The sequence below is a fragment of the Paraburkholderia sp. JPY419 genome (assembly GCF_050435705.1).
GTDB lineage: Bacteria > Pseudomonadota > Gammaproteobacteria > Burkholderiales > Burkholderiaceae > Paraburkholderia > Paraburkholderia youngii.
Genome location: NZ_JBNDKV010000002.1, coordinates 3,766,920 through 3,787,245, shown reverse-complemented (window position 1 = coordinate 3,787,245; position 20,326 = coordinate 3,766,920). Strand labels below are relative to the sequence as shown.

The 20,326-nt window shown below is 63.3% G+C and carries 19 protein-coding genes and 2 pseudogenes; 3 read left to right on the top strand and 18 right to left on the bottom strand.

The genetic code is table 11. The features are described 5' to 3' along the window. Window positions 1-3 precede the first annotated feature (3 nt). Together QFZ91_RS23530 and QFZ91_RS23525 are read right to left on the bottom strand one after the other, a co-directional pair. Window positions 4-1,566 carry a multicopper oxidase domain-containing protein gene (locus tag QFZ91_RS23530; RefSeq protein ID WP_429568685.1) on the bottom strand — a complete coding sequence of 521 codons (1,563 nt, stop codon included), beginning with the start codon at window positions 1,564-1,566 and terminating at the stop codon, window positions 4-6. A 73-nt stretch (window positions 1,567-1,639) separates the two neighbouring features. Continuing rightward, window positions 1,640-3,202 carry a multicopper oxidase domain-containing protein gene (locus QFZ91_RS23525; protein ID WP_429568595.1) on the bottom strand — a complete coding sequence of 521 codons (1,563 nt, stop codon included), beginning with the start codon at window positions 3,200-3,202 and terminating at the stop codon, window positions 1,640-1,642. Window positions 3,203-3,980: 778 nt separating this feature from the next. Here QFZ91_RS23525 and QFZ91_RS23520 point away from each other — a divergent pair. After that, the gene (locus QFZ91_RS23520; protein WP_429568594.1) at window positions 3,981-4,454 is read left to right on the top strand and encodes a hypothetical protein; all 474 of its coding nucleotides are present in this window, start codon (window positions 3,981-3,983) and stop codon (window positions 4,452-4,454) included. A 115-nt stretch (window positions 4,455-4,569) separates the two neighbouring features. Here the strand turns inward: QFZ91_RS23520 and QFZ91_RS23515 are convergent, their stop codons facing one another. Both QFZ91_RS23515 and QFZ91_RS23510 read right to left on the bottom strand, forming a co-directional pair. Continuing rightward, entirely contained in the window at window positions 4,570-5,079 is a 510-nt protein-coding gene (locus tag QFZ91_RS23515; protein WP_429568684.1) for an IclR family transcriptional regulator domain-containing protein, read from the bottom strand. A 90-nt stretch (window positions 5,080-5,169) separates the two neighbouring features. Further along, window positions 5,170-5,322 (bottom strand): annotated as a pseudogene (locus QFZ91_RS23510) (helix-turn-helix domain-containing protein); the annotation flags it as partial. Window positions 5,323-5,515: 193 nt separating this feature from the next. Here QFZ91_RS23510 and QFZ91_RS23505 point away from each other — a divergent pair. Next, window positions 5,516-6,910 (top strand): spinster family MFS transporter, encoded by a 1,395-nt coding sequence (locus tag QFZ91_RS23505; protein WP_429568593.1) that lies wholly within the window; start codon window positions 5,516-5,518, stop codon window positions 6,908-6,910. Between the two features lie 39 nt (window positions 6,911-6,949). Next, entirely contained in the window at window positions 6,950-8,239 is a 1,290-nt protein-coding gene (locus tag QFZ91_RS23500) for a Rieske 2Fe-2S domain-containing protein (protein ID WP_429568592.1), read from the top strand. Window positions 8,240-8,707: 468 nt separating this feature from the next. Here the strand turns inward: QFZ91_RS23500 and QFZ91_RS23495 are convergent, their stop codons facing one another. From QFZ91_RS23495 to QFZ91_RS23430, 14 genes and pseudogenes are all read right to left on the bottom strand, one after another. Further along, window positions 8,708-9,664, bottom strand: a complete 957-nt coding sequence (locus QFZ91_RS23495) for an electron transfer flavoprotein subunit alpha/FixB family protein (protein WP_429568683.1) — start codon at window positions 9,662-9,664, stop codon at window positions 8,708-8,710. A gap of 22 nt (window positions 9,665-9,686) precedes the next feature. Then, window positions 9,687-10,436 carry an electron transfer flavoprotein subunit beta/FixA family protein gene (locus QFZ91_RS23490; protein ID WP_429568591.1) on the bottom strand — a complete coding sequence of 250 codons (750 nt, stop codon included), beginning with the start codon at window positions 10,434-10,436 and terminating at the stop codon, window positions 9,687-9,689. Window positions 10,437-10,640: 204 nt separating this feature from the next. After that, window positions 10,641-11,096 (bottom strand): PaaI family thioesterase, encoded by a 456-nt coding sequence (locus QFZ91_RS23485; RefSeq protein WP_176126008.1) that lies wholly within the window; start codon window positions 11,094-11,096, stop codon window positions 10,641-10,643. Window positions 11,097-11,127: 31 nt separating this feature from the next. Then, window positions 11,128-11,895, bottom strand: a complete 768-nt coding sequence (locus QFZ91_RS23480) for an enoyl-CoA hydratase/isomerase family protein (RefSeq protein WP_429568590.1) — start codon at window positions 11,893-11,895, stop codon at window positions 11,128-11,130. 24 nt (window positions 11,896-11,919) lie between these two features. After that, window positions 11,920-12,600 carry a 4-carboxy-4-hydroxy-2-oxoadipate aldolase/oxaloacetate decarboxylase gene (locus QFZ91_RS23475; protein ID WP_429568589.1) on the bottom strand — a complete coding sequence of 227 codons (681 nt, stop codon included), beginning with the start codon at window positions 12,598-12,600 and terminating at the stop codon, window positions 11,920-11,922. Then, window positions 12,600-13,259, bottom strand: coding sequence for an RraA family protein (locus tag QFZ91_RS23470; protein ID WP_176126011.1), 660 nt, complete (start codon window positions 13,257-13,259; stop codon window positions 12,600-12,602). Before QFZ91_RS23470 ends, QFZ91_RS23475 begins: the two co-directional genes overlap by 1 nt. A 43-nt stretch (window positions 13,260-13,302) precedes the next feature. Then, entirely contained in the window at window positions 13,303-13,956 is a 654-nt protein-coding gene (locus QFZ91_RS23465; RefSeq protein WP_429568588.1) for an RraA family protein, read from the bottom strand. Between the two features lie 75 nt (window positions 13,957-14,031). Further along, window positions 14,032-14,652 (bottom strand): hypothetical protein, encoded by a 621-nt coding sequence (locus QFZ91_RS23460; protein ID WP_429568587.1) that lies wholly within the window; start codon window positions 14,650-14,652, stop codon window positions 14,032-14,034. Further along, window positions 14,573-15,031, bottom strand: a complete 459-nt coding sequence (locus QFZ91_RS23455) for a hypothetical protein (protein WP_429568586.1) — start codon at window positions 15,029-15,031, stop codon at window positions 14,573-14,575. Before QFZ91_RS23455 ends, QFZ91_RS23460 begins: the two co-directional genes overlap by 80 nt. 38 nt (window positions 15,032-15,069) lie before the next feature. Beyond that, window positions 15,070-16,299 (bottom strand): CaiB/BaiF CoA transferase family protein, encoded by a 1,230-nt coding sequence (locus tag QFZ91_RS23450; RefSeq protein WP_429568585.1) that lies wholly within the window; start codon window positions 16,297-16,299, stop codon window positions 15,070-15,072. 25 nt (window positions 16,300-16,324) lie between these two features. Further along, window positions 16,325-16,786, bottom strand: coding sequence for a Zn-ribbon domain-containing OB-fold protein (locus QFZ91_RS23445; RefSeq protein ID WP_429568584.1), 462 nt, complete (start codon window positions 16,784-16,786; stop codon window positions 16,325-16,327). Between the two features lie 2 nt (window positions 16,787-16,788). After that, complete coding sequence (locus QFZ91_RS23440) at window positions 16,789-17,952, bottom strand: thiolase domain-containing protein (protein WP_429568583.1); 1,164 nt, start codon at window positions 17,950-17,952, stop codon at window positions 16,789-16,791. Beyond that, on the bottom strand, window positions 17,949-19,094 hold the full coding sequence (locus tag QFZ91_RS23435; RefSeq protein WP_429568582.1) for an acyl-CoA dehydrogenase family protein: 1,146 nt from the start codon (window positions 19,092-19,094) through the stop codon (window positions 17,949-17,951). Before QFZ91_RS23435 ends, QFZ91_RS23440 begins: the two co-directional genes overlap by 4 nt. Window positions 19,095-19,108: 14 nt before the next feature. Beyond that, window positions 19,109-20,303 (bottom strand): annotated as a pseudogene (locus QFZ91_RS23430) (acyl-CoA dehydrogenase family protein). Window positions 20,304-20,326 lie beyond the last annotated feature (23 nt).

The following is a 20,326-nucleotide window of genomic DNA, read 5'->3' as shown; positions in this document are numbered from 1 at the left end:
CCTCTAATTACCTTCGTTGATCGTGAAAGCCTGTGGATCCACGAGCATCATCATCATCATTCCGCCAGGGAAGATGTTGTTCGTGGTGATCTCGCGTTCATTGTGTGAGTGCCACATGTAGGCGAAGCCGGCTTCGGCGGACGGTGGATTCACGACCGTGCCGTTGGGCGGCGTCGTCCCGTTGTATGCGGTCGCGCGAACGGTGGCGTCGGGCCCGAGGTAGGGACTGCCACCGTACCAGGCACCGTTGGTCAGCACACGCGCATCCGGCAAGGTGACCGGACCGCCGCTGCCTACGTTGCCAAATGGATGAGCTTCCAGCGCCTTGTTGTGATCGGCGCACCACTCGTAGTAATTCGGCGCTTTCGGGTCGGCCGTGTAGTAGCCGTTCGCATCCGGAATACAGACGCTGCCGTCGCCCGGCTTGTGCCCGTACACGTCCCAATTCAGGCCCTTGCCGGTCCAGTAGAAGATGCCGTCCATCGCGAGGCCCGGCGTGGTCGTGGTCGTGAACAGCAAGGGGCCGGCGAGCTTGGTCGCATCCGTCTTGCTCAGCAGCAGGTTGCCGTCACGCGCCAGCACGCGCACGTGATTGCCGTGTTCGTGGAACGGATGCTGCCAGCGCCCCGCGCCGATCACCCGCAGCAAGACCAGTTCGCCAGGATGCATGTGCGGATTGCCGTTGTACGGCTGATTCGGATATTGCGGCGCGTAGTTCGGGTCCATGTCATCAGGCATGGAGCGCCCGTTGATCAGGAAATAGGCCGGGTGATAGGGCTCGGTTTCGACGGTCATGCAACCGGTGGACTGCGTGCACGCTTTGGCCGCTTGCTGTTCCGCCTGCGAATGGATGCGCGGATCCATTTCGGCAAACTGGAACAGATACTCGCGGTCGTAGCAGGTCGCGCTATGGTTGTAGGCCGCCGCCGCATTCCGGTAATCGGGCTGGCCGTCGGGCAGCGTCGAGGACACGGCGCGGCAGCCCGTCGGCACCGCGAGGGTCCCGGGCGCGGAAGTCGGCAAGACGATCAGCGCGCCGGACAAGCCCATTTCGATCTGCAAATCGCCCTGCGTGCCGCTGTAGTAGCTATGCGTTCCCGGCGTCGCCGCCACGAAGCTGTAGGTGACCGTTTTGCCGTGGGTCGCCTCGCGTGTCAACACGCCTGGCACGCCGGTCTGCGTCGCCGGACAGGTGCCATCCGAATTCAGCACCGCCGCGCACACCTGGAAGCCCGGAAACAGGATCGAGGTATTGCCCGCGGCGGCCGGCAGATTGTTGGTGAGCGTGACCGTCACGACGTCGCCCTGCTTGACGATTAGTGTCGGCCCCGGAACCTGCATGCTGGGACAGTTCGCGCCCGCAATGCCCGACGGCGAAAACCCCGTGGGCGCCGTGCGGCACCCGTAGCCCCACGCGTAAATGCTCGCGCCGTCCGGCTGGCTGATACGGTTCGCCTCGGCGCTCAGATCGAACGTCGTTCCGGTGATACCCGGCGCGGCAGCCTGCGCATGCAGGCAGAACAGTGCCGCCAGCAACGCGGCGCCGAATCGCGCGAAGCGTGTCAAACGCGCGATGCATGCGGGGTACGCACACAGGGCGATCCACCTTGCGTTGATGAAGTTACCCACGGTTGTTCTCCTAGGAGCAGGACTTCGTGGTCGGGTCCACCGAGTGGCAGATGTGGACCTCGGTCATCAACCCGCCGAAGTTCTCGGCGTCGTTGGACAGGTGATCGAGGTTCGGCGTGTACAGGTAATAGACCGAGCCCGGCGCGTACCTGGTCGTATCGCTCGCGTCGAGAATCACGTCGATCGACTCGCCGCCCCCCAGGGTGACCGAGTTCGTGTTGTAGGTCATGTCGTTGCCGGCCAGGTCACGCAGCAGCCGTGCATTCATGCCAATCACGTGCATTGGAATGCCGAGCGAAGCGAGCGTCTGAAACTCCGTGACGTCGAGGTCGGAGATTCTGAGCAGCGCGCGGCCGCCGGCCGGAATGTTGATCAGCGCGGGCAGGGGTTGCGAATAGTGCTTCGTTCCGTCAGCCACCGGCGTCTGCATCGGTCCGGGCGTCACCGTGTCCGGATAGCTGCGGCCGTTCAACATGAAGTGCTTGTCCTTCATATCGACGAATGGCTCCGGGTTGAACGTCATGCCGATGAAGTGGAAGTTCGGATCGAAGCCGTGAATCTGGACTGGATACTCGACGTCGTACGCAGTCGAACCGTCACCGTCGTTGTAGGCGTAAAGCGTCGGCGTGCCGCTCTTGTTCTTCACGTGCATCACGCTGTTTTCCGGCGGCAGCGGCGTCGAGCACAGAATGTCGCTGCCGCATGCGGTGCGCGGATCGAGTTGTTGCTGCTGCAGCGAGGCGTAGAGCGTCCCCGTCGTGACGCGGTTCTGCCTCGGCCGCACGTAGATCTGCCCGACCATCCCCATCTGCAGATGCTCAGGCGGCGTGATGTGGCAGTGCCAGAAGTAGGTGCCGGCATCCGGTGCGAGGTAGTAGTACGTGAAGCTCGCACCGATGTTGATCGCCACCGACGCATCCGGCACGCCGTCGAAGAACGAGGACGCATTCGGATAGCCGTGGAAGTGCACCGTGTGCTGCTCGAACAGGTCGGGGCGCATGATCATCCCGACGTTGGTGAGCGTCAGGAAGAACTCGTCGTCCTCGTCGATGGCCATGGTCGGCGCGGGAATGTTGCCGTTCATCACGCCGATGTCCATGATCGGCCGCGGGTCGACGTGACCGGTCAACTGACCGGCTGGCACCGAATCTGGATCGGGCGCGAGGCCGACCGCGCCGTTGTAATTCGGATCGTTTTTCGCATCGCCCGGGACGTTGAACACCGAGGCGAACTCGGTGCCGGGCAGTCCATTGCGAATATCGGCGAGACCGGATAACGGGCCGAACGAGAACATGTAGGTTTGCGTGCCGTCGCCCATCGTCGCGTAACCGTCGCCGCCCGAAATCTGCTGGCACTTGATCGCGCCGTTGACGTTCTTCGTCGGGGTCGAGTTCGATCCGGTCACGGACGGGCCGACGTAGGCCGGTTCGCCCGCACCAGCCGGCAGCGCGGTCGGATGAAGCGTCGTTGTCGGTGGACATTGCACGCGGAACGACTGAGCAAATGACGGCAACGACAATAGCAATAACAGCAGCGCTGCAAAGCCGTTCCGACAGATTGGAATACTGAACATATGACCTCCGTCCAGGGGGCAGCCAGCGCGAACCGCGCTGGAGGTCATGCTCTACGGTGGGGCACTCACCGGGTACCGACGACCTGAACCCGTAGATTGATTCTGCAGATGCATGCAGGCATCTGGGATGGGTCAACTCCCTACACTTGCGGTAGGGGCGAACCCAGCGGGGGGTGGGAAGGTCTGCCGCAAGCGGGGCTGATATAGCCGCCATGATCTGCGACCGCACAAGGCGAAGCGGCGCTCGCGATGCCCAGTGGATCTCTTCGTGTTGGATCACACACCCGGGATACGATGAGGTTGACCCTTGATCGCGTTGCCCGCTAGATTTGAAGGTTCGAGCGCCGCCACTGCGAAATGACTTCTCGTACAAGATATCTGTAGAAGAACTCGATGGGATTGCGATGCAGGTTGCGGGGTGACGGAAACGACACAGCGTTTCGCGATGTCACCCGAAGCGACGGCAGCGAACTCCTTGCTGTTCGCAATACGCGTGTATCGATGTCCGGCGCCTGCGTTAGAACGGCGCGCAACGCCAGTTATCAGGCGCCGGTCCTAGGCGCAAGGCGCCAAGTTGCCGGTTGCACTACCTGAATTCACCTATAACAAGGACAGAACAGGTGGCAAACATGCTTCGACCGGCTCTCGAATTGCGTATCGCCTATTGCCTGTTGGCCTTGCGCAAAGCACCGTCAGCCTCCCGGGCACAAGTCCTGATGTGCTCTATCCGTCAGTTCCAACCACCTGCCACGACACTTCAATCAGCCGGAGAAACGACATGAAGATGATCGGTTTGCTGGGACTGCTGGCGAGTGCCGCTGTGCAGGCTCAGGCCACCCTGCCGTTGCCAGAGGCATACCCGACGCTGCTCGGGGTCTCGTGCGGCGGTGTAAATGTGACCAGCTATGTGACGGGATTCGACGCGAACGGGTATATCCGCGGCGAGGTCTACGCGTGGACCCGCTGCGGCGCATCGGGGCGCGGCGGCGGCTACCACGCCCAAACCTATCAGTCCTGGCACACCATCGTGTGGGACATGCGCCAGAACTACAAAGTGCTGCCTTATGACAACATGGTTCCGGACCCGGCATTCACGGCCACCGACGCGTACGGCAATAGCATCCGGAACACCTGTTCCGTTACGACCGACGGGCAGCCGGCCTGCGTCGCCAGTGCCTATATCTACTATGCTCCGCCCACTATGACGCCGATTTCGGACACCGTGACCGTTAGCCCGGTGTGCGGGCAATAGCCGGCGCCGGACGCTGTCGTTAATGACCGTTCGACGGTCGGCGCTAGCTTGCCCCGACCGGCAGGCAGCGCCAACTTTTTGCGCGCTGCTGAAATTTGCCCGAGAGCCGACGCGGTTACGACCGCATGCGGAACGGGTCGACGAGTTCGTTCATCACGTCAAGCAGCATGGCGCGATCGCGTTTGATTTCATCGATTGGGCCGCCCAAACTCAGTGTCATCGCGTCGTAGCCGCGCTTCATGGGCAGAAGCATTGCCAGTGCAGCGGCTCCGGGCATGGACACGCCCGTGGAAAGAGCAAAGCCGTCGCGGAGCGTCTGCGCGATGCTTTTGCGTACGTCCTCCAGTGCAAGGTGCAAGTCGGGATTGCGCTCGAGCGCGTTGACCTTGCGTAGCAGGTTCGCGACCTCCCTATCTGTTCTCGTGGTCAGCAACATCTTGCCGGCGGCGCTGTGAAACAGGGGACGCAGCGCACCGCTCGAACTCGTGAAGCTGCCGGCGCGGGTTGCTTGCAGCACGTGCAGATAACGCACATGGGTTCCGTGCTGCGCGCCGATCATGACCGTGTGACCGCAGCGATCGCGCACGCTCCTCATCAGGCGCAACAGGCTTTGCGCGCTGTACATCTCCTCCTGAATCCAGGCCGTTGCGAGCGCAATCCGCAGATTGGGCACATACAGCCCGGTGCGCGCTTCGTGATCGAAATAGCCCGCTTCCGTCAGGCTATTCATTAGGACCGAGGTACTCGATTGCGGATAGCCAAGCGATTGCGAAATCTCCTTGATCGTCGCGGGGCTTCGCGTTTCCGCGAAATATTCGAGCACTTCGAGAACCCGGTGGGCTGATTTGACCTTAGGAATGGAGTCCATAACGATGATTTTGAATCACATATGTGATTGTTGTGTTCCACGGATTATAGGCGGACTAAGCTGCATGCCAGCTCGCTGCAATCGGCGAGTGCAATGCACCGGACCAGCCATGTCATTGGTGCGCAGACATCCAGAAAAGGTCAGGGTCGCGCGGTTGCCGCGATCCATCAAGGCCAGGAGGAGGCAGAGTTCTATGGAAAACGTCGGAAACGTACTGTCCGCGCTCGAGGTCAAGAGAAGCTCGCGGTATCGTGCATGGCTCTTGTTGCTGCTCAGCCTGATCTACGCATCGAGCTTCATCGATCGTATTTTCATCGCCGTCGTGGGGCAGTCGATGAAGGTCGACATGAACCTGAGCGACCTGCAGATCGGGGTGCTCGGCGGCCTCGCATTCTCGCTGTTCTACGCGACGCTGGGCATCCCGATGGCCCGGCTCGCCGACCGGATGAGCCGGGTCACGCTGATATCCCTGTCGATTGCGGCATGGTCGGTGATGACCGTGCTGTGCGGCACGGCGGGCAATTTCGCGCAGTTGCTTCTGTACCGGCTTGGCGTCGGTATCGGCGAGGCTGGCAGCACGCCCACCGCTCATTCGCTGATCTCGGACGAGTTCCCCGAGGGACGCCGCGCGACTGCCCTCGCGATCTATGCGCTCGGTCCTCCGCTTGGTGCGATCGGGGGCGCGATCGGAGGCGGAATGATTGCACAACATTTCGGCTGGCGGCCGGCTTTCTGGGTCGTCGGCGCACCGGGCCTCATCCTGGCCGTCATCGCTTTCCTGAGCTTGCGCGAGCCCGAACGCGGCGCCATGGACCGGATTACCGCCGTTGATGCGCAGCGCAATGCCTCGCTGGGCGCTATCGCGGCCATCCTCTTGCGCAGCCAGTTGTTCGTGCAACTCCTGCTGGGCACAGTGATCGGCGCGTTCGCCCAATACGGCATCAATCTGTTCATTCCGGCGTATCTAACACGCGAATTCGGCCTCAATGCCGCGCAGGCCGGGATGATGTTTGGTCTCACGATCGGCGTCGGTGGCGCGATCGGCACGACGCTCGGCGGATGGATTGCCGACAGAGCCGGATCCAGCGACAAGCGCTGGTATGCCTGGGTACCGGCTTGGGGCACGCTGCTTGGCTTCGTGCCGGTATCCCTCGCGTTCATGCAGTCCGACTGGCATATCGCGGCGGCGTTGCTGTTTCTCGCCACGATCCTGTTGAGCTCCTGGAACGGACCGACTTTCGCGACGATTCACGGCCTCGTTGCGCCACGCATGCGCGCCACGACCTCGGCCTTCGTGTTCCTGATGATGAACTTCATCGGCCAAGGCGGCGGTCCGACGTTCATTGGTTTCCTTAGCGACCGCATTGCCGCCCATCTGTTCACGGCCGGCGACTACTCGGAGGTCTGCCGGTCCCCGCATGGCGCTCATGGTGCGATTGGGGCGGTGGCAAACTCGCCGCTCGCGCATGCTTGTGCGGACGCTTCGTCGGCCGGTCTGCGCTACGCGATGCTCTCGATGAGCGCTCTCCTCGTGTGGGCGGCGTTCCACTACTTCCTCGCCGTGCGCCACGTCGACAAACGGCATTGACCCTGGCCTCATCGGCTCCCAACTACGAACACGATCATCATGCTTACCGAAGAACAGAATCGCCAACTGACTCAGGTTGGCCTGGGCACGCCGATGGGCGAGCTAATGCGGCGACACTGGCATCCGATCGCCGGCATCGACGAACTTGAGCGAGAGACGATCAAGCCGGTGCGTCTGCTTGGCGAAGATCTGGTGCTTTACAAGGACCTGAGCGGACACTACGGCCTGATGGAGCGCTACTGCGCGCATCGCGGCGCAGACCTCGCCTACGGCTTTGTCGAAGACCATGGCCTGCGCTGCAACTATCACGGCTGGCAATACAACTATGGCGGGCAGTGCGTGGCGCAGCCTTACCAGGATCTGGTGGCACCGCAAGGCACCATGCGTGAGCGGATCAAGCTCAAGGCCTACGAGGTCCGTGCGTGCGCTGGCTTGCTGTGGGCCTATCTCGGTCCTAAACCGGCTCCTCAGTTGCCGGATTGGGAACCGTTCCACTGGCGCAACGGCTTCGTGCAGGTTGCGTTCGCAAGCGTGCCCTGCAATTGGCTGCAAACCCAGGAAAATTCGATCGATCCGCTTCATTTCGAGTGGATGCACGCCAACTGGGGACGCCGGCAGCGCGGCGAGCGCGACTATGCGCCGGCGCATCTCAAGATGGCATTCGAGGAGTTCGAGCACGGCTTCATCTACCGGCGCGTGACCGAGGATACCGACGAGTCGCATCCACTCTGGACGGCCGGTCGTGTCTGTCTCTGGCCCAATGGCTTTTTTCTCGGGGACCATTTCGAGTGGCGGGTGCCCATCGACGACGAAAACACGCTCAATGTGACGTGGTCGTACGTACGCGTGCCCCGCGAGTCCGAGCCCTATGTCCAGGAGAGCATTCCAACCTGGCATGCACCGGTCATGGATCCGCAGAGCGGCAAATGGATCAGCTCGCATGTGATCAACCAGGACATCATCGCGTGGTGCGGACAGGGGCGGATAGCAGACCGTACCCGTGAAAACCTGGCTGCCAGCGACGCCGGCATTGTGATGATTCGCCGTCAGTACTTCCGGGACATGGAAGCCGTAGCGCAGGGGCGTGATCCGAAGGGCGTCCTGCGGGAGTCTGCCGGACCTCAGGGCATTCCGCTGCCCTGCGGCGACTGGCGGGATTTCTTCACGAACAGTCTGCCTCGCGGCGAGTATGAGCGTCATCCCAAGTGGAGCAAGCTACTGCATCATTTCCTGTTCCATCCGGGGCAGCCCCAGGCGGTTCGCGAGGCGTGCGAAGCTGCCACCGGCGTGGCCATGAAGGACGTTGGCAGCGCGGCTGTGGCTGTTTGAGGTTGGTCGCGGCTTCCGGTATGCCGGAAGTCGCGAGGCAGATTGAAACGCAACTCAGTGTTCAACGAACGTCACATTGATCGACAGGTTATCGCGATGAGGCTCACGTGAAGATCCGCGGCAATCGGGCCTATCTTTATTGCTCTGTTGCACAGACTCCAGGCCCGCATCCGTTGCTCTGATTTCCATCCCACGCGCGAGACCGCGCACGGTCCGGGTGACCGTGCGCGGCTGCCATCTCCGGCAGCGGCCGTGATGGTTGGTACATGGAGCGCTATCCTTCGGTCTGCCGTGACTCGCGATGGGGAACGCCTCACCGGATTGCACTTCGACACGAACATAGCTGAAGCGCTTGGGCGCCGTGGCTAAACCAGGTGACATGCATCTACGCTCGCGGCTCCATGGCCCAGCCATTGTTCACGAGTACGCGAGACGACTTTCCAGGCGCCGTCGTCGCAACGTGTGCTATCACGCCAGTGTTTCGAGATCGCTTATAAGTTCCGGCACGATGGTGAACAGATCGCCGACGAGGCCGTAATCCGCCACGCTGAAGATCGGCGCTTCTTCGTCCTTGTTGATCGCGACGATGACCTTCGAGTCCTTCATGCCGGCCAGATGCTGGATCGCACCCGAGATGCCGACCGCGACATACAGTTGCGGCGCGACGATCTTGCCGGTCTGGCCGACCTGGTAGTCGTTCGGCACGAAGCCCGCGTCGACCGCTGCGCGCGATGCGCCCAGCGCCGCGCCGAGCTTATCGGCCAACGGCTCGAGCACCTTCGTGTAGTTCTCGCCATTGCCCAGACCCCGGCCACCGGACACGATGATCTTCGCGCTCGTCAGTTCCGGACGATCGAGCTTCGTCACTTCGCGGCTCACGAATTGCGAGATGCCTGCGTCGGCTGCGGCTTCGATCTTTTCGACCGCTGCGCTGCCGCCTTCGGCTGCGACGGCGTCGAAACCGGTCGAGCGCACGGTGATGACCTTGATCGGGTCTTGAGACTGAACCGTTGCGATCGCGTTGCCCGCATAAATAGGACGCTCGAACGTGTCGGCGCTGTCCACCGCGGTGATGTCGCTGATCTGCGCGACGTCGAGCTTTGCGGCGATACGCGGCGCGACGTTCTTGCCGTACGCGGTAGCCGGCGCGAGGATGTGCGTGTAGTTCCTGGCCGCATCTTGCACAAGCGTCAGCACCGTCGCTTCGACGTTTTCCGCGAGACCCGCTTCGAGTTGCGGCGCGTCGGCGAGCAGTACCTTGGCGACGCCGGCGATCTTCGCTGCGGCATCGGCCGCGGCCTGCGCGTTGTGACCCGCGACCAGCACGTGAATCTCACCGCCGATCTTCTGTGCCGCGGCGATCGTGTTCAGCGTCGCGGTCTTGATCGACGCGTTATCGTGTTCTGCTACTACCAGGTTAACCAGATTCGTCATTTCTTGCGTCTCCTCACAGCACCTTGGCTTCGGTCTTCAGCTTCTCGACCAGCGTCTTCACGTCCGGCATCTTCACACCGGCGGAGCGCTTCGGAGGCTCGGCGACCTTCAGCGTCTTCAGACGCGGCGTGACATCGACGCCGAGGTCTTCGGGCTTCACCGTTTCCAGCGGCTTTTTCTTGGCCTTCATGATGTTCGGCAGCGTCACGTAGCGCGGCTCGTTCAGGCGCAGATCGGTCGTGACCACGGCCGGCAGCGTCAGCGACAGCGTTTCCGCGCCGCCATCCACTTCACGCGACACCGTCGCCTTGCCATCCGCCACGACCACCTTCGACGCGAACGTCGCCTGCGGCAGGTTCGCCAGCGCGGCGAGCATCTGGCCGGTCTGGTTCGAATCGTCGTCGATCGCCTGCTTGCCCAGAATGACGAGCGAAGGCTGCTCCTTGTCGACCAGCGCCTTGAGCAGCTTCGCGACTGCGAGCGGCTGCAAGTCTTCGTTCGATTCGATCAGGATCGCGCGATCTGCGCCGATTGCGAGCGCGGTGCGCAGCGTTTCCTGCGACTGCGTCACACCGGCCGACACGGCGATCACTTCGGTCGCGACGCCCGCTTCCTTCAGACGCACGGCTTCTTCAACCGCGATTTCGTCGAACGGATTCATCGACATTTTCACGTTGGCGATGTCGACACTCGTGTTGTCCGACTTCACGCGGACCTTCACGTTGTAATCGACGACGCGTTTCACCGACACCAAAACCTTCATTCGTTTTCCTTTCGAAATCAAATGGACAACCGAAGTTGCCCGAACGCTGGCGTCGGATCTCAGGCCATCAGGCTCAGTCATCACGATGACGGCCTCCAGAACGCAGGTAGAAACATCTGCACCCACCGTAACGGGCACCCTCCCCCAACCACAATGGCGCTACGATGCGACCGGTTCAGACCTCTCAGCCGAGCAGCGCTGAAATCAGGCGACCAGATTGACCGCCGTTGCCGTCGCGAGCAGCTTGTCGTCCTGCCAGAGTTCGCCCTCGACATTGACGACGCGCGAACCTTGACGCACGAGGCTCGCGCGGCCGGTAATCAGGCCGGCCTTGCCCGGGCGCAGAAAAGACACATTCAGGCTCAGCGTCGCGCAATGCTTGTCCTCGCGGAGCGACGCCATGCATAGCAACGCCGTGACGTCGTCGAGCATCGCCGCGAGCATTCCGCCCTGAACCTGCCCGGCAGGATTCGCGAATGCAGGCAAGCCCTGATATTCGCATTCGATGCGGCCCGCCTCGATATCGACCAGCACAATCCTGTTGCCGAGCGTGGTGCTGATCGGCGGTGCCGCCAGTTCGCCGTCCATAATCTTGCGTATGTACGGATGGATCGCCGCAATCATTGCCAGATGAACCCCGAAAAAGATCGGGCGCAACATGCGCCCTCGATAAAAATGCGTTCAGCGCCTCTCAGCCCCCCTTGAATGCGGGCGCGCGCTTTTCCTGCCAGGCCAGCGCACCCTCGCGCAGATCGTCGGAGGCATCGGCGCGGGCCAGATCCTGCGCGTAATCGACAGCATCGAAGCGACCCGCCGCGATGCGCGTCAGATGCTTCTTCATGCCGAGCAGCGCGAGCGGCGCCATGCCACCCAGTTGCGCGCCCAATGCGCCGGTCACCTCTTCCAGACGCGCGGGTTCGACCACCTCGTCGAGGAAGCCGCAATCGCGCATCTGCCCGGCATCGAAGCTCGCGCCCGTGAGCAGCAGACGCTTGGCCACGTTCACGCCAAGACGCGAAACATAGCGGTGCAGTCCGCCCTGATAGAACAGCAGACCGAGCTTCGCGGCCGGCACGAACATCTGCGAATGCGTGACGCCATAGCGAAAATCGCAGGCCAGCGCGAGATCCGTCGCGCCGCCATAGACGCCGCCGTTCACCGCAGCGATCGTCACCGGCCGCGCGGTTTCCAGCTCTCCCGCGAGGGCCTCGAAAGCTTCGCCGATATTGCCGGCGCCGACGCTGTGGATATTGAAGCCCGAGCAGAAATGCCTGCCCTCGGCGCGCAGATGCAGAACGAGCACGTGCTCCATCGCATTCACTTCGCGCAGGTAGCCGCGAATCGTCTCGAGATCGGAGAACTCAAGGCGGTTCGCGACCTGTGGACGGCGCAGCGTGATGACGGCCTCGCGGCCATTGACCACCAATTCCGGCGCCTGGCCCGGTGCCATCTCGCTCATTGCCATCTCTCCTGTATGTTCGATTCAGCGAAAGCCGTAGATCTGCATCGTGGTCTCTCCGGCCTCGATGCGCTTGCAGATTGCCGCTTCATCGATTTCGCGCTGCGCGGCCTTCGCGACCACTTCGGACGCACGGGCACGCGGTACCGCAACCACGCCGTCGCGGTCGCCGACGATCAGGTCGCCGGGCTCGACCGTCGTGTTGCCAAGCAGCACCGGCGCATTGAGCCAGCCGATCGCGCCATAGTCCTTGCCCGTGCCGCGAATCGACAGACCGCGTGAGAACACCGGGAAGCCGATCTGTTCCAGCAGGTCGGCATCGCGCACGCAGCCGTCGATGACGAGGCCCGCAAGACCACGCACCTTGGCCGCCGTGGTCATGACCTCGCCCCAGTAGCCATGATCGTACGCACCGTTCGCGTAGACGACGAGTACGTCGCCCGGCTTCGCCGCGAGGATGGCACGGTGCAGCCAAAGGTTGTCGCCGCCCGGCGAATGCACGGTGAATGCCGTGCCGCAGATCCGGAAGCCCGGCGCGACTGGCTTGATCGAAGTCGGCAGCACGCCGATCTTGCCGCCGGCCTCGTGCAATGCGGCTGCCGGCACGTTACGCGCGGCTTCGACGACCTTCGCGTCGACGCGCTCGAAATCGGTGCGGATCGTCGTCGACGAATCGTGTTCCTTGACGTTGTTCGTGGCTCTCATTACTTCCCCTTGGTCTGCAACTGGTGGTACTTGAACTGCCTGCGTGCCTCGTCGAGACGCATGCCGCCACGGCAGGCCTCGCGGATCGCTTCTTCAGCGTTGTGAATCGTTTCGGCAGCCTCGAGCACAGCGTCCTCATGCTCGCGCGGAATGACGATCACACCGTCGGCGTCGCCGCGCAGCAGGTCTCCCGCCGCGACACGCGCCTCACCGATGTTGACCGGCACGTTCACGGCTTCGACCTGCACGCGGTCCTTGCCGGTGCGCATCCAGTGGTCGCGGCTGAACACCGGGTAGCCGAGCTTCAGGCACAGTGCGACGTCGCGGCACACTCCGTTGATCACGGTGCCGGCAATGCCACGGCGGTGCGCGATCTCGGTCATGATGTCGCCCCACACGGTGGCGTCTTCACGGCCGTTGTTGTCGAGCACGACAATGCTGCCGACCGGCACGTCGTCGATGAAGTCGCCCACGGTGCCCGGCGGGTTCGAAGGCGGACCGTATTTGATCGTGTAGGCGCGGCCGGTGGTGCGAAAATCCGAGCTGCGGGGCTTGATCTTGTAGCACTGGCCCACAATGCCGAGCTTGTCGAGTGCGTCGGAAAGGGTCGCCGTGTCGAGCTTTGCTGCGCGCTCGACGTTCTTGTCCTGAGTCGTCATGGAATGGATTCCTGCGTATTTCGTGAGTTTGTCCGGATGCCGCTTACTTGAGCATATGCTCGTAGCTGCCGCCCATCACCTGCCCGACCGACGTGCCGGCCAGAATCGCCTTGGCCATCGCGGCCTCCTTGTTGACGATCATTTCGGCAACTTCCAACACGGCTTCGATGTCGGCTGCGCGAATGAAAATCGCGGCGCTGTTGTCCGCCACGACGTAGTCGCCGGCTTCCACGCGAACGTCACCGATCTGCACCGGAATATTCGTGCCCTTCTCGACCACGCGGCCGCGCGCGGTGCGAGCCGTCGTCGAGCGGCTGAACACGGGCAGCTCGTACGCCACGGCTTCGTCGATGTCGCGCACCGCGCCGTCCGCGACCACGCCGGCCACGCCGCGGACCTTCGCCGCCAGCGACAGCAGACCGCCCCAGCAACCGGCTTCCACGCCGCTACTCTGCTCAATGACGATCACGTTCTCGCCGTCGGCCTGCTCGACAGCCGTGCAACCAAGGTGCACCGGCGGCCCCGGGGGCGCTTCGCCCGTGCCAAGCTTGACGGTGATCGCGCGGCCCGCGACGCGGCCCGCACCGGCGCGTTGCGGCAAACCGCTCACCACGCCGCTCAGCTTGAGTTTGTCGAGCGCGTCCGAGACGGCGCAGCAATCGAGCCGGCGCAGGCGCTGTACGTTTTGGTCAACCATGATGTGTTGTACTTTCCTGAAAGAAACTTGAAGTGTGATGCGAGCCCCTGTCCTGAACGGACCGGACTGCCGCGTTCAGTCGAGCGTATGCCAAGCCGCGAAAGCGAGGCCCGTGCCGGTCAGGGCCGGCGTGCGGTAACCGGGCACGTAGTTGACCCATTCGAGCTCGAGTGACTTCAGTGCCTCTACGCCGATGATCCAGTTACGGATCTCCGAGCTGCCAGCCTGCAGCTTCTTCGGATCCAGCGCGGCCAGCCATTCACTGTCCTTGCGGCGGATTGCATCGATGATGCCGGTGTCCAGGTCCTCGTCCACGACGAAGTGCGACAGGCCGCCGGAAGCCAGCACCCCCACTCGCAGGTCTTCCGGATAGGCCTCGATCAGCTCGCCCAGCGCACGGCCGAGCTGGATGCAGCGGCGCGGCGTGGGCTGGTTCGGCGGATCGAACGTGTTGATGATCACCGGAATCACTGGCAGGTCGAGACCCTGCAAATAGCGGCGGTGAATGAATGAGAACGCGTGGCCCTCGTACTGGTCGCGCTCGAGACCGTCCATCGCCGCGATGTCGAAATCGCGGTCGCACAGTTCGCGGACCAGCCAGCGCGCCATGTCGGCCTTAACGGGGTAGTGCACGTCGGCATCGGGCTCCTGGCGCATCGTGCGAGCGCGCGCATACCAGTTCGCGTTCGGGCTCACCTCGCGCTTCGCGTTGCGGATCGTCTCGCCATAGTAGATCGCGAATGCGGGGTTGTTCGTCTTGCGAAACAGTTTCGGTCTGGTCGTCGCCGACCACGAGCAACACGTCGAGTTTCGCCGCGCGGATACGATCGCGCACTTCGTCCATGGCGGCTTCGGCCTGATCGTAGCGCTCGCCCATCCTCTCGGCCGACACCATCGCCTCGGAATCCGTCGGGGCGATCTTTAGCAGCGCTTCATACGTCGTGGGGTTGCCGAGGCGATCGAAGTAATGCGGATTCTTCGGATCGACCTGCTTGAAACCATGCTGCCAGTCTTCGCGCTGGCAAACCAGCATGATGCTGTGCGATGAACCGAATCCGGCGACCAGTCGTGCCATTTCGTCTCCCTCTCTTCAATACCTGCCGTGAGCGTGCGTCAGACTACGAAGGCCGAGCGCCACTGCTCTATCTGTTGATCGTTGTAGCCAAGCTCGTTCAGGATCGCCTGGGTATGCTCGCCCTGCTCTGGCGCGAGGCGCGGCGTCTGCGCGCGCGGGTAGCGCGACAGACGGAACGGCGTGCCGACGAACGACACTTCGCCCTTGCCCGGCACATCGGCCGGCCACGCGACGCCCAGATGCTTGACCTGCGGATCGTCGAATACTTCGTTGACCTTGTAGATCGGGCCGCACGGCACGCCGACCTTGATCAGCAGCTCGGTCCACTCCCGCGTGGTGCGCGTGAGGAACACATCGCCGACCGCCTTGTTGACCGCATCGCGGTTCTCCACGCGGGCAGGATCCGATTCGTAGCCAGGCTGGCCGACCAGCTGCTGCAAGCCGAGCGCCTCGCACAGGCGCCCGAACATCGCATTGCCGATCGCGGCCAGGTTCAGGAAGCCATCGCTGGTCGGGAACACGCCGGTCGGCACCGTGAGCGGATGCTCGTTGCCGACCTGCTGCGGCACCTTTTTGTCCACCAGCCACTGCGCGGCCTGGAAGTCGAGCATCGCGATCTGTGCTTCGAGCAGCGAGGTCTGCACCCACTGGCCCTCGCCCGAAGCTTCGCGCTCGAGCAACGCGGTCATGATCGCCTGCGCGCAGAAGTGCCCCGAGCACAGGTCTGCAATCGGGATGCCGACGCGCATCGGACCTTCGCCCGGCTTGCCGGTGAGGCTCATCAAGCCGCCCATGCCCTGTGCGATGGAGTCGAAGCCGGGCCACTTCGCATACGGGCCATCCTGACCGAAGCCCGAAATGCTTGCATAGACGAGGCGCGGATTGATGGCGCGCAGCGTTTCGTAGCCGATGCCGAGGCGATCCTTGACGTCGGGGCGGAAGTTCTCGATGAAGACGTCCGCACGCTTGACCAGCTCGCGAAGAATCCCGAGGCCGGCCGGGTCCTTCATGTTCAGCGTCAGGCTTTCCTTGTTGCGGTGCAGATTCTCGTAGTCGGCGCGGTTATGGTCACGCCCGCCGATCATGTCGTCGCCGCCCGGCGCGCCTCGCGGAATCTCCAGCTTGATCACGCGCGCGCCCATGTCCGCGAACACGCGCATGGCCGTGGGGCCCGCGCGTACGCGCGAGGCGTCGATGACCGTGAAACGCGACAGCGGACCTTTGTTCGGATCGTGGCGGCCGTGCTGTTCCTTGAAATCGGCTGACATGCCGTATCTCCTCTCTGGATTTCGTTCAGGCCGGCGTGAACATCGGCACTGGATATTCGCCTTCGCTCGGCTTGAAGACGAGCTTCACGCGCTGGCCAACCGAGAGCGCCGCGGGATCGCAGTCGACCAGATTGGTCAGCATCGTCACGCCTTCGTCGAGCGTCACGTAGGCGAGCGTGTAGCGCGCCTCGTCCTTGCCCATCGTACTGAACGAATAGACCGCGCCCAGCCCCTTCGTATCGAACCATTCGGTGTTCGAGCTCATGCAGTGCGGGCAGATGTCGCGCGGGTAGTAATGCGTTTCACCGCAGTCCTGGCAGCGCTTGATAAGCAGGCGCCCTTCCTTCGCGGCGACCCAGAACGGCATGGCCTCGGGTAGCACGCGCGGCGCGTGGATGCGGCGCGGGCCAGCGGGCTTCGCGGCGGGTCTGGCAGCAGGCATCGCGCCCTGTCCCGGTGTGCCGGTGGTCGATTGGGTTGTGCTCATGATTACTCCCGTTCCATGATCAGCGTGCCCGCGGTGTGACGCGACGCCAGCGCGCCGCCGATACCGTTCGCGAGCGCGATATCGCAATCTTTGACCTGCACGGCCGGATGAGCCTCGCCGCGCAGTTGGCGCACGGCCTCGATCACCTTCGTGACGCCACCGCGGTTCGCGGGATGGTTGTTGCACAGACCACCGCCATCGGTGTTGAACGGCAGCTTGCCGACGCCCGAAATCAGGTTGCCGTCCATCACGAACTTGCCGCCCTCCCCCTTCTTGCAAAAGCCGAGGTCTTCCAGCTGCATGAGCACCGTGATCGTGAAGCTGTCGTACAGCGATGCGTACTTAATGTCCTCCGGCGCGAGGCCAGCCTCGGCGAACGCAGCCGCGCCCGACCACTTCGCTGCCGACCAGGTCAGGTCGATCTTGCCGCCGGCCGCGTGCTTGGGCGCCTCGCCCGTGCCCCGCACCTTGACGAGCGGACGGTTGAGCTTCTTCGCGATCTCCGGACGCGCGACGATCAACGCACCGCCGCCGTCGCTCATCACGCAGCAGTCCAGACGATGCAGCGGATCGGACACCATCGGCGAATTGACGACGTCCTCGACGGTCACGACATTGCGCAGCATGGCGTTCGGGTTGTGCTGCGCGTGATGCGAGGCCGCCACCTTGATCCATGCGAGTTGTTCGCTCGTGGTGCCGAATTCGTACATGTGACGCTTCGCGACCATGCCGTACAGGTTTTGCGTAGCCGGCCCGAACGGCAGCTCGAACTGCACTTCCGGCGCGTCCGGGTCCGGCGCCTTCAGCGACAGCGCGGCGCCTGCTGCGCGCGGACGGCCCGCTAGCGTGATCAGCGCCACGTTGCAACGGCCGGCCTTGATCGCTTCGGCCGCGTGCGCGACGTGAAGGATCGGCGCAGAGCCGCCGCATTCGGTCGAATCGACGTGGCGAAGCTTGAGGCCGAGGTATTCGGCGACTGTCGTGGTGCCGAGGCCAGGCGCGTCACCGGCGCAGAAGTAGCCGTCAATGTCGTCCTTGGTCAGGCCTGCGTCGTCGAGCGCGCCCTTCGCCACATCGGCGTGCAGGCGCAGCACCGACAGTTCGTCGGCCTTGCGCGTCGGGTGCTCGTAAGCCCCGACGATATAAGCTGCTCCGTTCAGGCTCATGCTTCCCCCTGGGCAAGACGCTGCGACGTGAAGCGCTGCAGATGCCAGCTCGCGTCGCCATAGGTCATGTTGATCGCGAACATGCGCTTCGCGTAGTGGCCGACGCGGCACTCTTCGGTCATGCCCATGCCGCCGTGCAGCTGGATGCCCCATTCGCCCGCTGTTCGGCATGCGTCGCCGACATAGGCCTTCGCCGCCGACACGAAACGGCGGCGCCGGTCAGGATCGTTCCCATCCACGGCCATCGCGGCGGCGCAGGCCATCGACTTGCTCTGTTCGAGCGAGATCAGCATGTCGGCCACCCGGTGTTGAAGCGCCTGGAACTTCGCGAGTGGCGCGCCAAACTGTGTGCGTGTGCTCAGGTGTTCGGACGTGTGTTCGAGCAGTGCTTCGAGCACGCCGACCGACTCCGCCACCAGCGCGGCGTTCGCGCGGTCGAGGGCAGCTTCGATGAGGTCGTGGGCCGCACCGGGCGAACCGATCAGATCAGCCTTGGTCACCGACACATTGGCGAACGTGACGTGCGCGGCTTCACGTGCGTCGATTGTCTCGAAGTTGCGCAGGCTGATGCCGGGCGCCTTCGCGTCCACGAGGAACAGAGTCAGGCCTTGCCTGTCGCCGCGCTGGCCCGAGGTACGCACGGCCACCACGAAGGCACCAGCGATTGCGGCGTCGAACACAATGGTCTTCGTGCCGTTGATCTTCCAGCCGTCGCCAGTTTCGGTTGCTGGCACCGCCAGACGCGCGACGTCGTAACGCGACTCGGCCTCGCTAACGGCGAACGCCAGCACCTCTTCGCCTCTTGCCACGGCTTCGAGCCATGTGACCTTCTGTTCGTCGCTGCCGGCCGAGCCGATCAGCGTGGCAGCCGGCAGCCCGCTCGCTAACCAGCCCGCTCCGCCGAGCGCGCGGCCCAACTGCTGCGCGACCAGCATCGTTTCCACCGCACCGTAACCGCTGCCGCCGTGATCGGCGTCGATCACGAGGCCGGTCACGCCCATCTCGGCCAGCCCACGGCGACGCCTGGCGGCAAGTTCGCGGTCCTCGGCGTTGCCACGCAGATGCGCGGGATATTCGCCATCGCAGAAGCGGCGCACGGCGTCTTGCAGCGTGACGTGATCTTCAGTCAGAGAAAAATCCATGTTCGTATTCCGCCTCAAGCATTGAAGAACGCGCGGCTAATCAGATTGCGCTGCACTTCGTTGGTCCCGCCGTAGATCGACGCTTTGCGAGCGTCGAAGTAGTTCGCCGCGACCGCGATCAGTTCGTCCGGGCTCGGGCCGTCGTAGCCGGGCGCATCGAGCATGGCCTGCTCGTCGAACGGCACTGCAAAAGGACCGGCGATTTCTGTCAGGAGTGCGTAGATGCCCTGGCGCAGCTCCGTGCCGCGAACCTTGAGCATCGGCGCCTCAACCGTAGGCACGCGGCTCGACTGATTCGCGCTCAGCATGCGCAGGCCCGTGAATTCGAGCGCCATCAGCTCGACTTCGAAACGGCTGATGCGCGACTGGAGCAGCGGATCGTCTTCGAGGCCCATCCGCTTCGCGAGATACCTGGCTCGGGCCAGCTGCTGCTTGCACGAGCCGATGCCAGCGATACCGGTGCGCTCATGGCCGAGCAGAAACTTGCCGTAGGTCCATCCCTTGTTCAGTTCGCCGACGAGGTTTTCCTTCGGCACACGCACGTTGTCGAGGTAGACCTCGTTGAGGTCGGTACCGCCTTCGAGCATCTTGATCGGGCGAACCTGGACGCCCGGCGCATGCATGTCGATCAACAGAAACGAGATGCCTTCCTGGGGCTTCGCGCTCGGATCGGTCCGCACGAGCGCGAACATCATGTCGCACCAGTGAGCGTACGAGGTCCAGACCTTGTGGCCGTTGACGATGAAGTGATCGCCTTCATCGTCCGTGGCAAGCACGGCCGTGGTGCGCACCGCCGCGAGGTCCGAGCCCGCGCCCGGCTCTGAGAAACCCTGCGCCCACCAGGTTTCGCTGCGCAGGATCTTCGGGATGTACTTCGCTTTTTGCTCAGGTGTGCCAAATTCGTTGAGCACCGGGCCGAGCATGTTGATGCCGCTCGCCACGATCCGAGGCGCGCCGCCCAGCAGCGTTTCTTCGTCGAAGATGTAGCGCTGCACGTGCGTCCAGCCCGGTCCACCATGTTCTTTCTTCCACGACGGCGCGATCCAGCCCTTCTCGTACAGCAACGTGTACCACTCGACATAATCCTCGCGCTCGATGCGCAGCCCGAGCTCGGCCTTGCGCTTCAGACGCGGGTGAGAGATTGTTCTTCACGAACGCGCGCACTTCGCTGCGAAATGCCTGGTCCTCGGCGGAGAATTCCAGTTTCATTCGATGTGTCTCCTCAGATCCAG

Coding starts and splice junctions, on each gene's coding strand:
- QFZ91_RS23525 (WP_429568595.1), bottom strand. CDS start 3,202: ATGTTCAGTATTCCAATCTGTCGGAACGGCTTTGCAGCGCTGCTGTTA.
- QFZ91_RS23520 (WP_429568594.1), top strand. CDS start 3,981: ATGAAGATGATCGGTTTGCTGGGACTGCTGGCGAGTGCCGCTGTGCAG.
- QFZ91_RS23515 (WP_429568684.1), bottom strand. CDS start 5,079: ATGTACAGCGCGCAAAGCCTGTTGCGCCTGATGAGGAGCGTGCGCGAT.
- QFZ91_RS23505 (WP_429568593.1), top strand. CDS start 5,516: ATGGAAAACGTCGGAAACGTACTGTCCGCGCTCGAGGTCAAGAGAAGC.
- QFZ91_RS23500 (WP_429568592.1), top strand. CDS start 6,950: ATGCTTACCGAAGAACAGAATCGCCAACTGACTCAGGTTGGCCTGGGC.
- QFZ91_RS23490 (WP_429568591.1), bottom strand. CDS start 10,436: ATGAAGGTTTTGGTGTCGGTGAAACGCGTCGTCGATTACAACGTGAAG.
- QFZ91_RS23485 (WP_176126008.1), bottom strand. CDS start 11,096: ATGTTGCGCCCGATCTTTTTCGGGGTTCATCTGGCAATGATTGCGGCG.
- QFZ91_RS23480 (WP_429568590.1), bottom strand. CDS start 11,895: ATGAGCGAGATGGCACCGGGCCAGGCGCCGGAATTGGTGGTCAATGGC.
- QFZ91_RS23475 (WP_429568589.1), bottom strand. CDS start 12,600: ATGAGAGCCACGAACAACGTCAAGGAACACGATTCGTCGACGACGATC.
- QFZ91_RS23470 (WP_176126011.1), bottom strand. CDS start 13,259: ATGACGACTCAGGACAAGAACGTCGAGCGCGCAGCAAAGCTCGACACG.
- QFZ91_RS23465 (WP_429568588.1), bottom strand. CDS start 13,956: ATGGTTGACCAAAACGTACAGCGCCTGCGCCGGCTCGATTGCTGCGCC.
- QFZ91_RS23455 (WP_429568586.1), bottom strand. CDS start 15,031: ATGGCACGACTGGTCGCCGGATTCGGTTCATCGCACAGCATCATGCTG.
- QFZ91_RS23450 (WP_429568585.1), bottom strand. CDS start 16,299: ATGTCAGCCGATTTCAAGGAACAGCACGGCCGCCACGATCCGAACAAA.
- QFZ91_RS23445 (WP_429568584.1), bottom strand. CDS start 16,786: ATGAGCACAACCCAATCGACCACCGGCACACCGGGACAGGGCGCGATG.
- QFZ91_RS23440 (WP_429568583.1), bottom strand. CDS start 17,952: ATGAGCCTGAACGGAGCAGCTTATATCGTCGGGGCTTACGAGCACCCG.
- QFZ91_RS23435 (WP_429568582.1), bottom strand. CDS start 19,094: ATGGATTTTTCTCTGACTGAAGATCACGTCACGCTGCAAGACGCCGTG.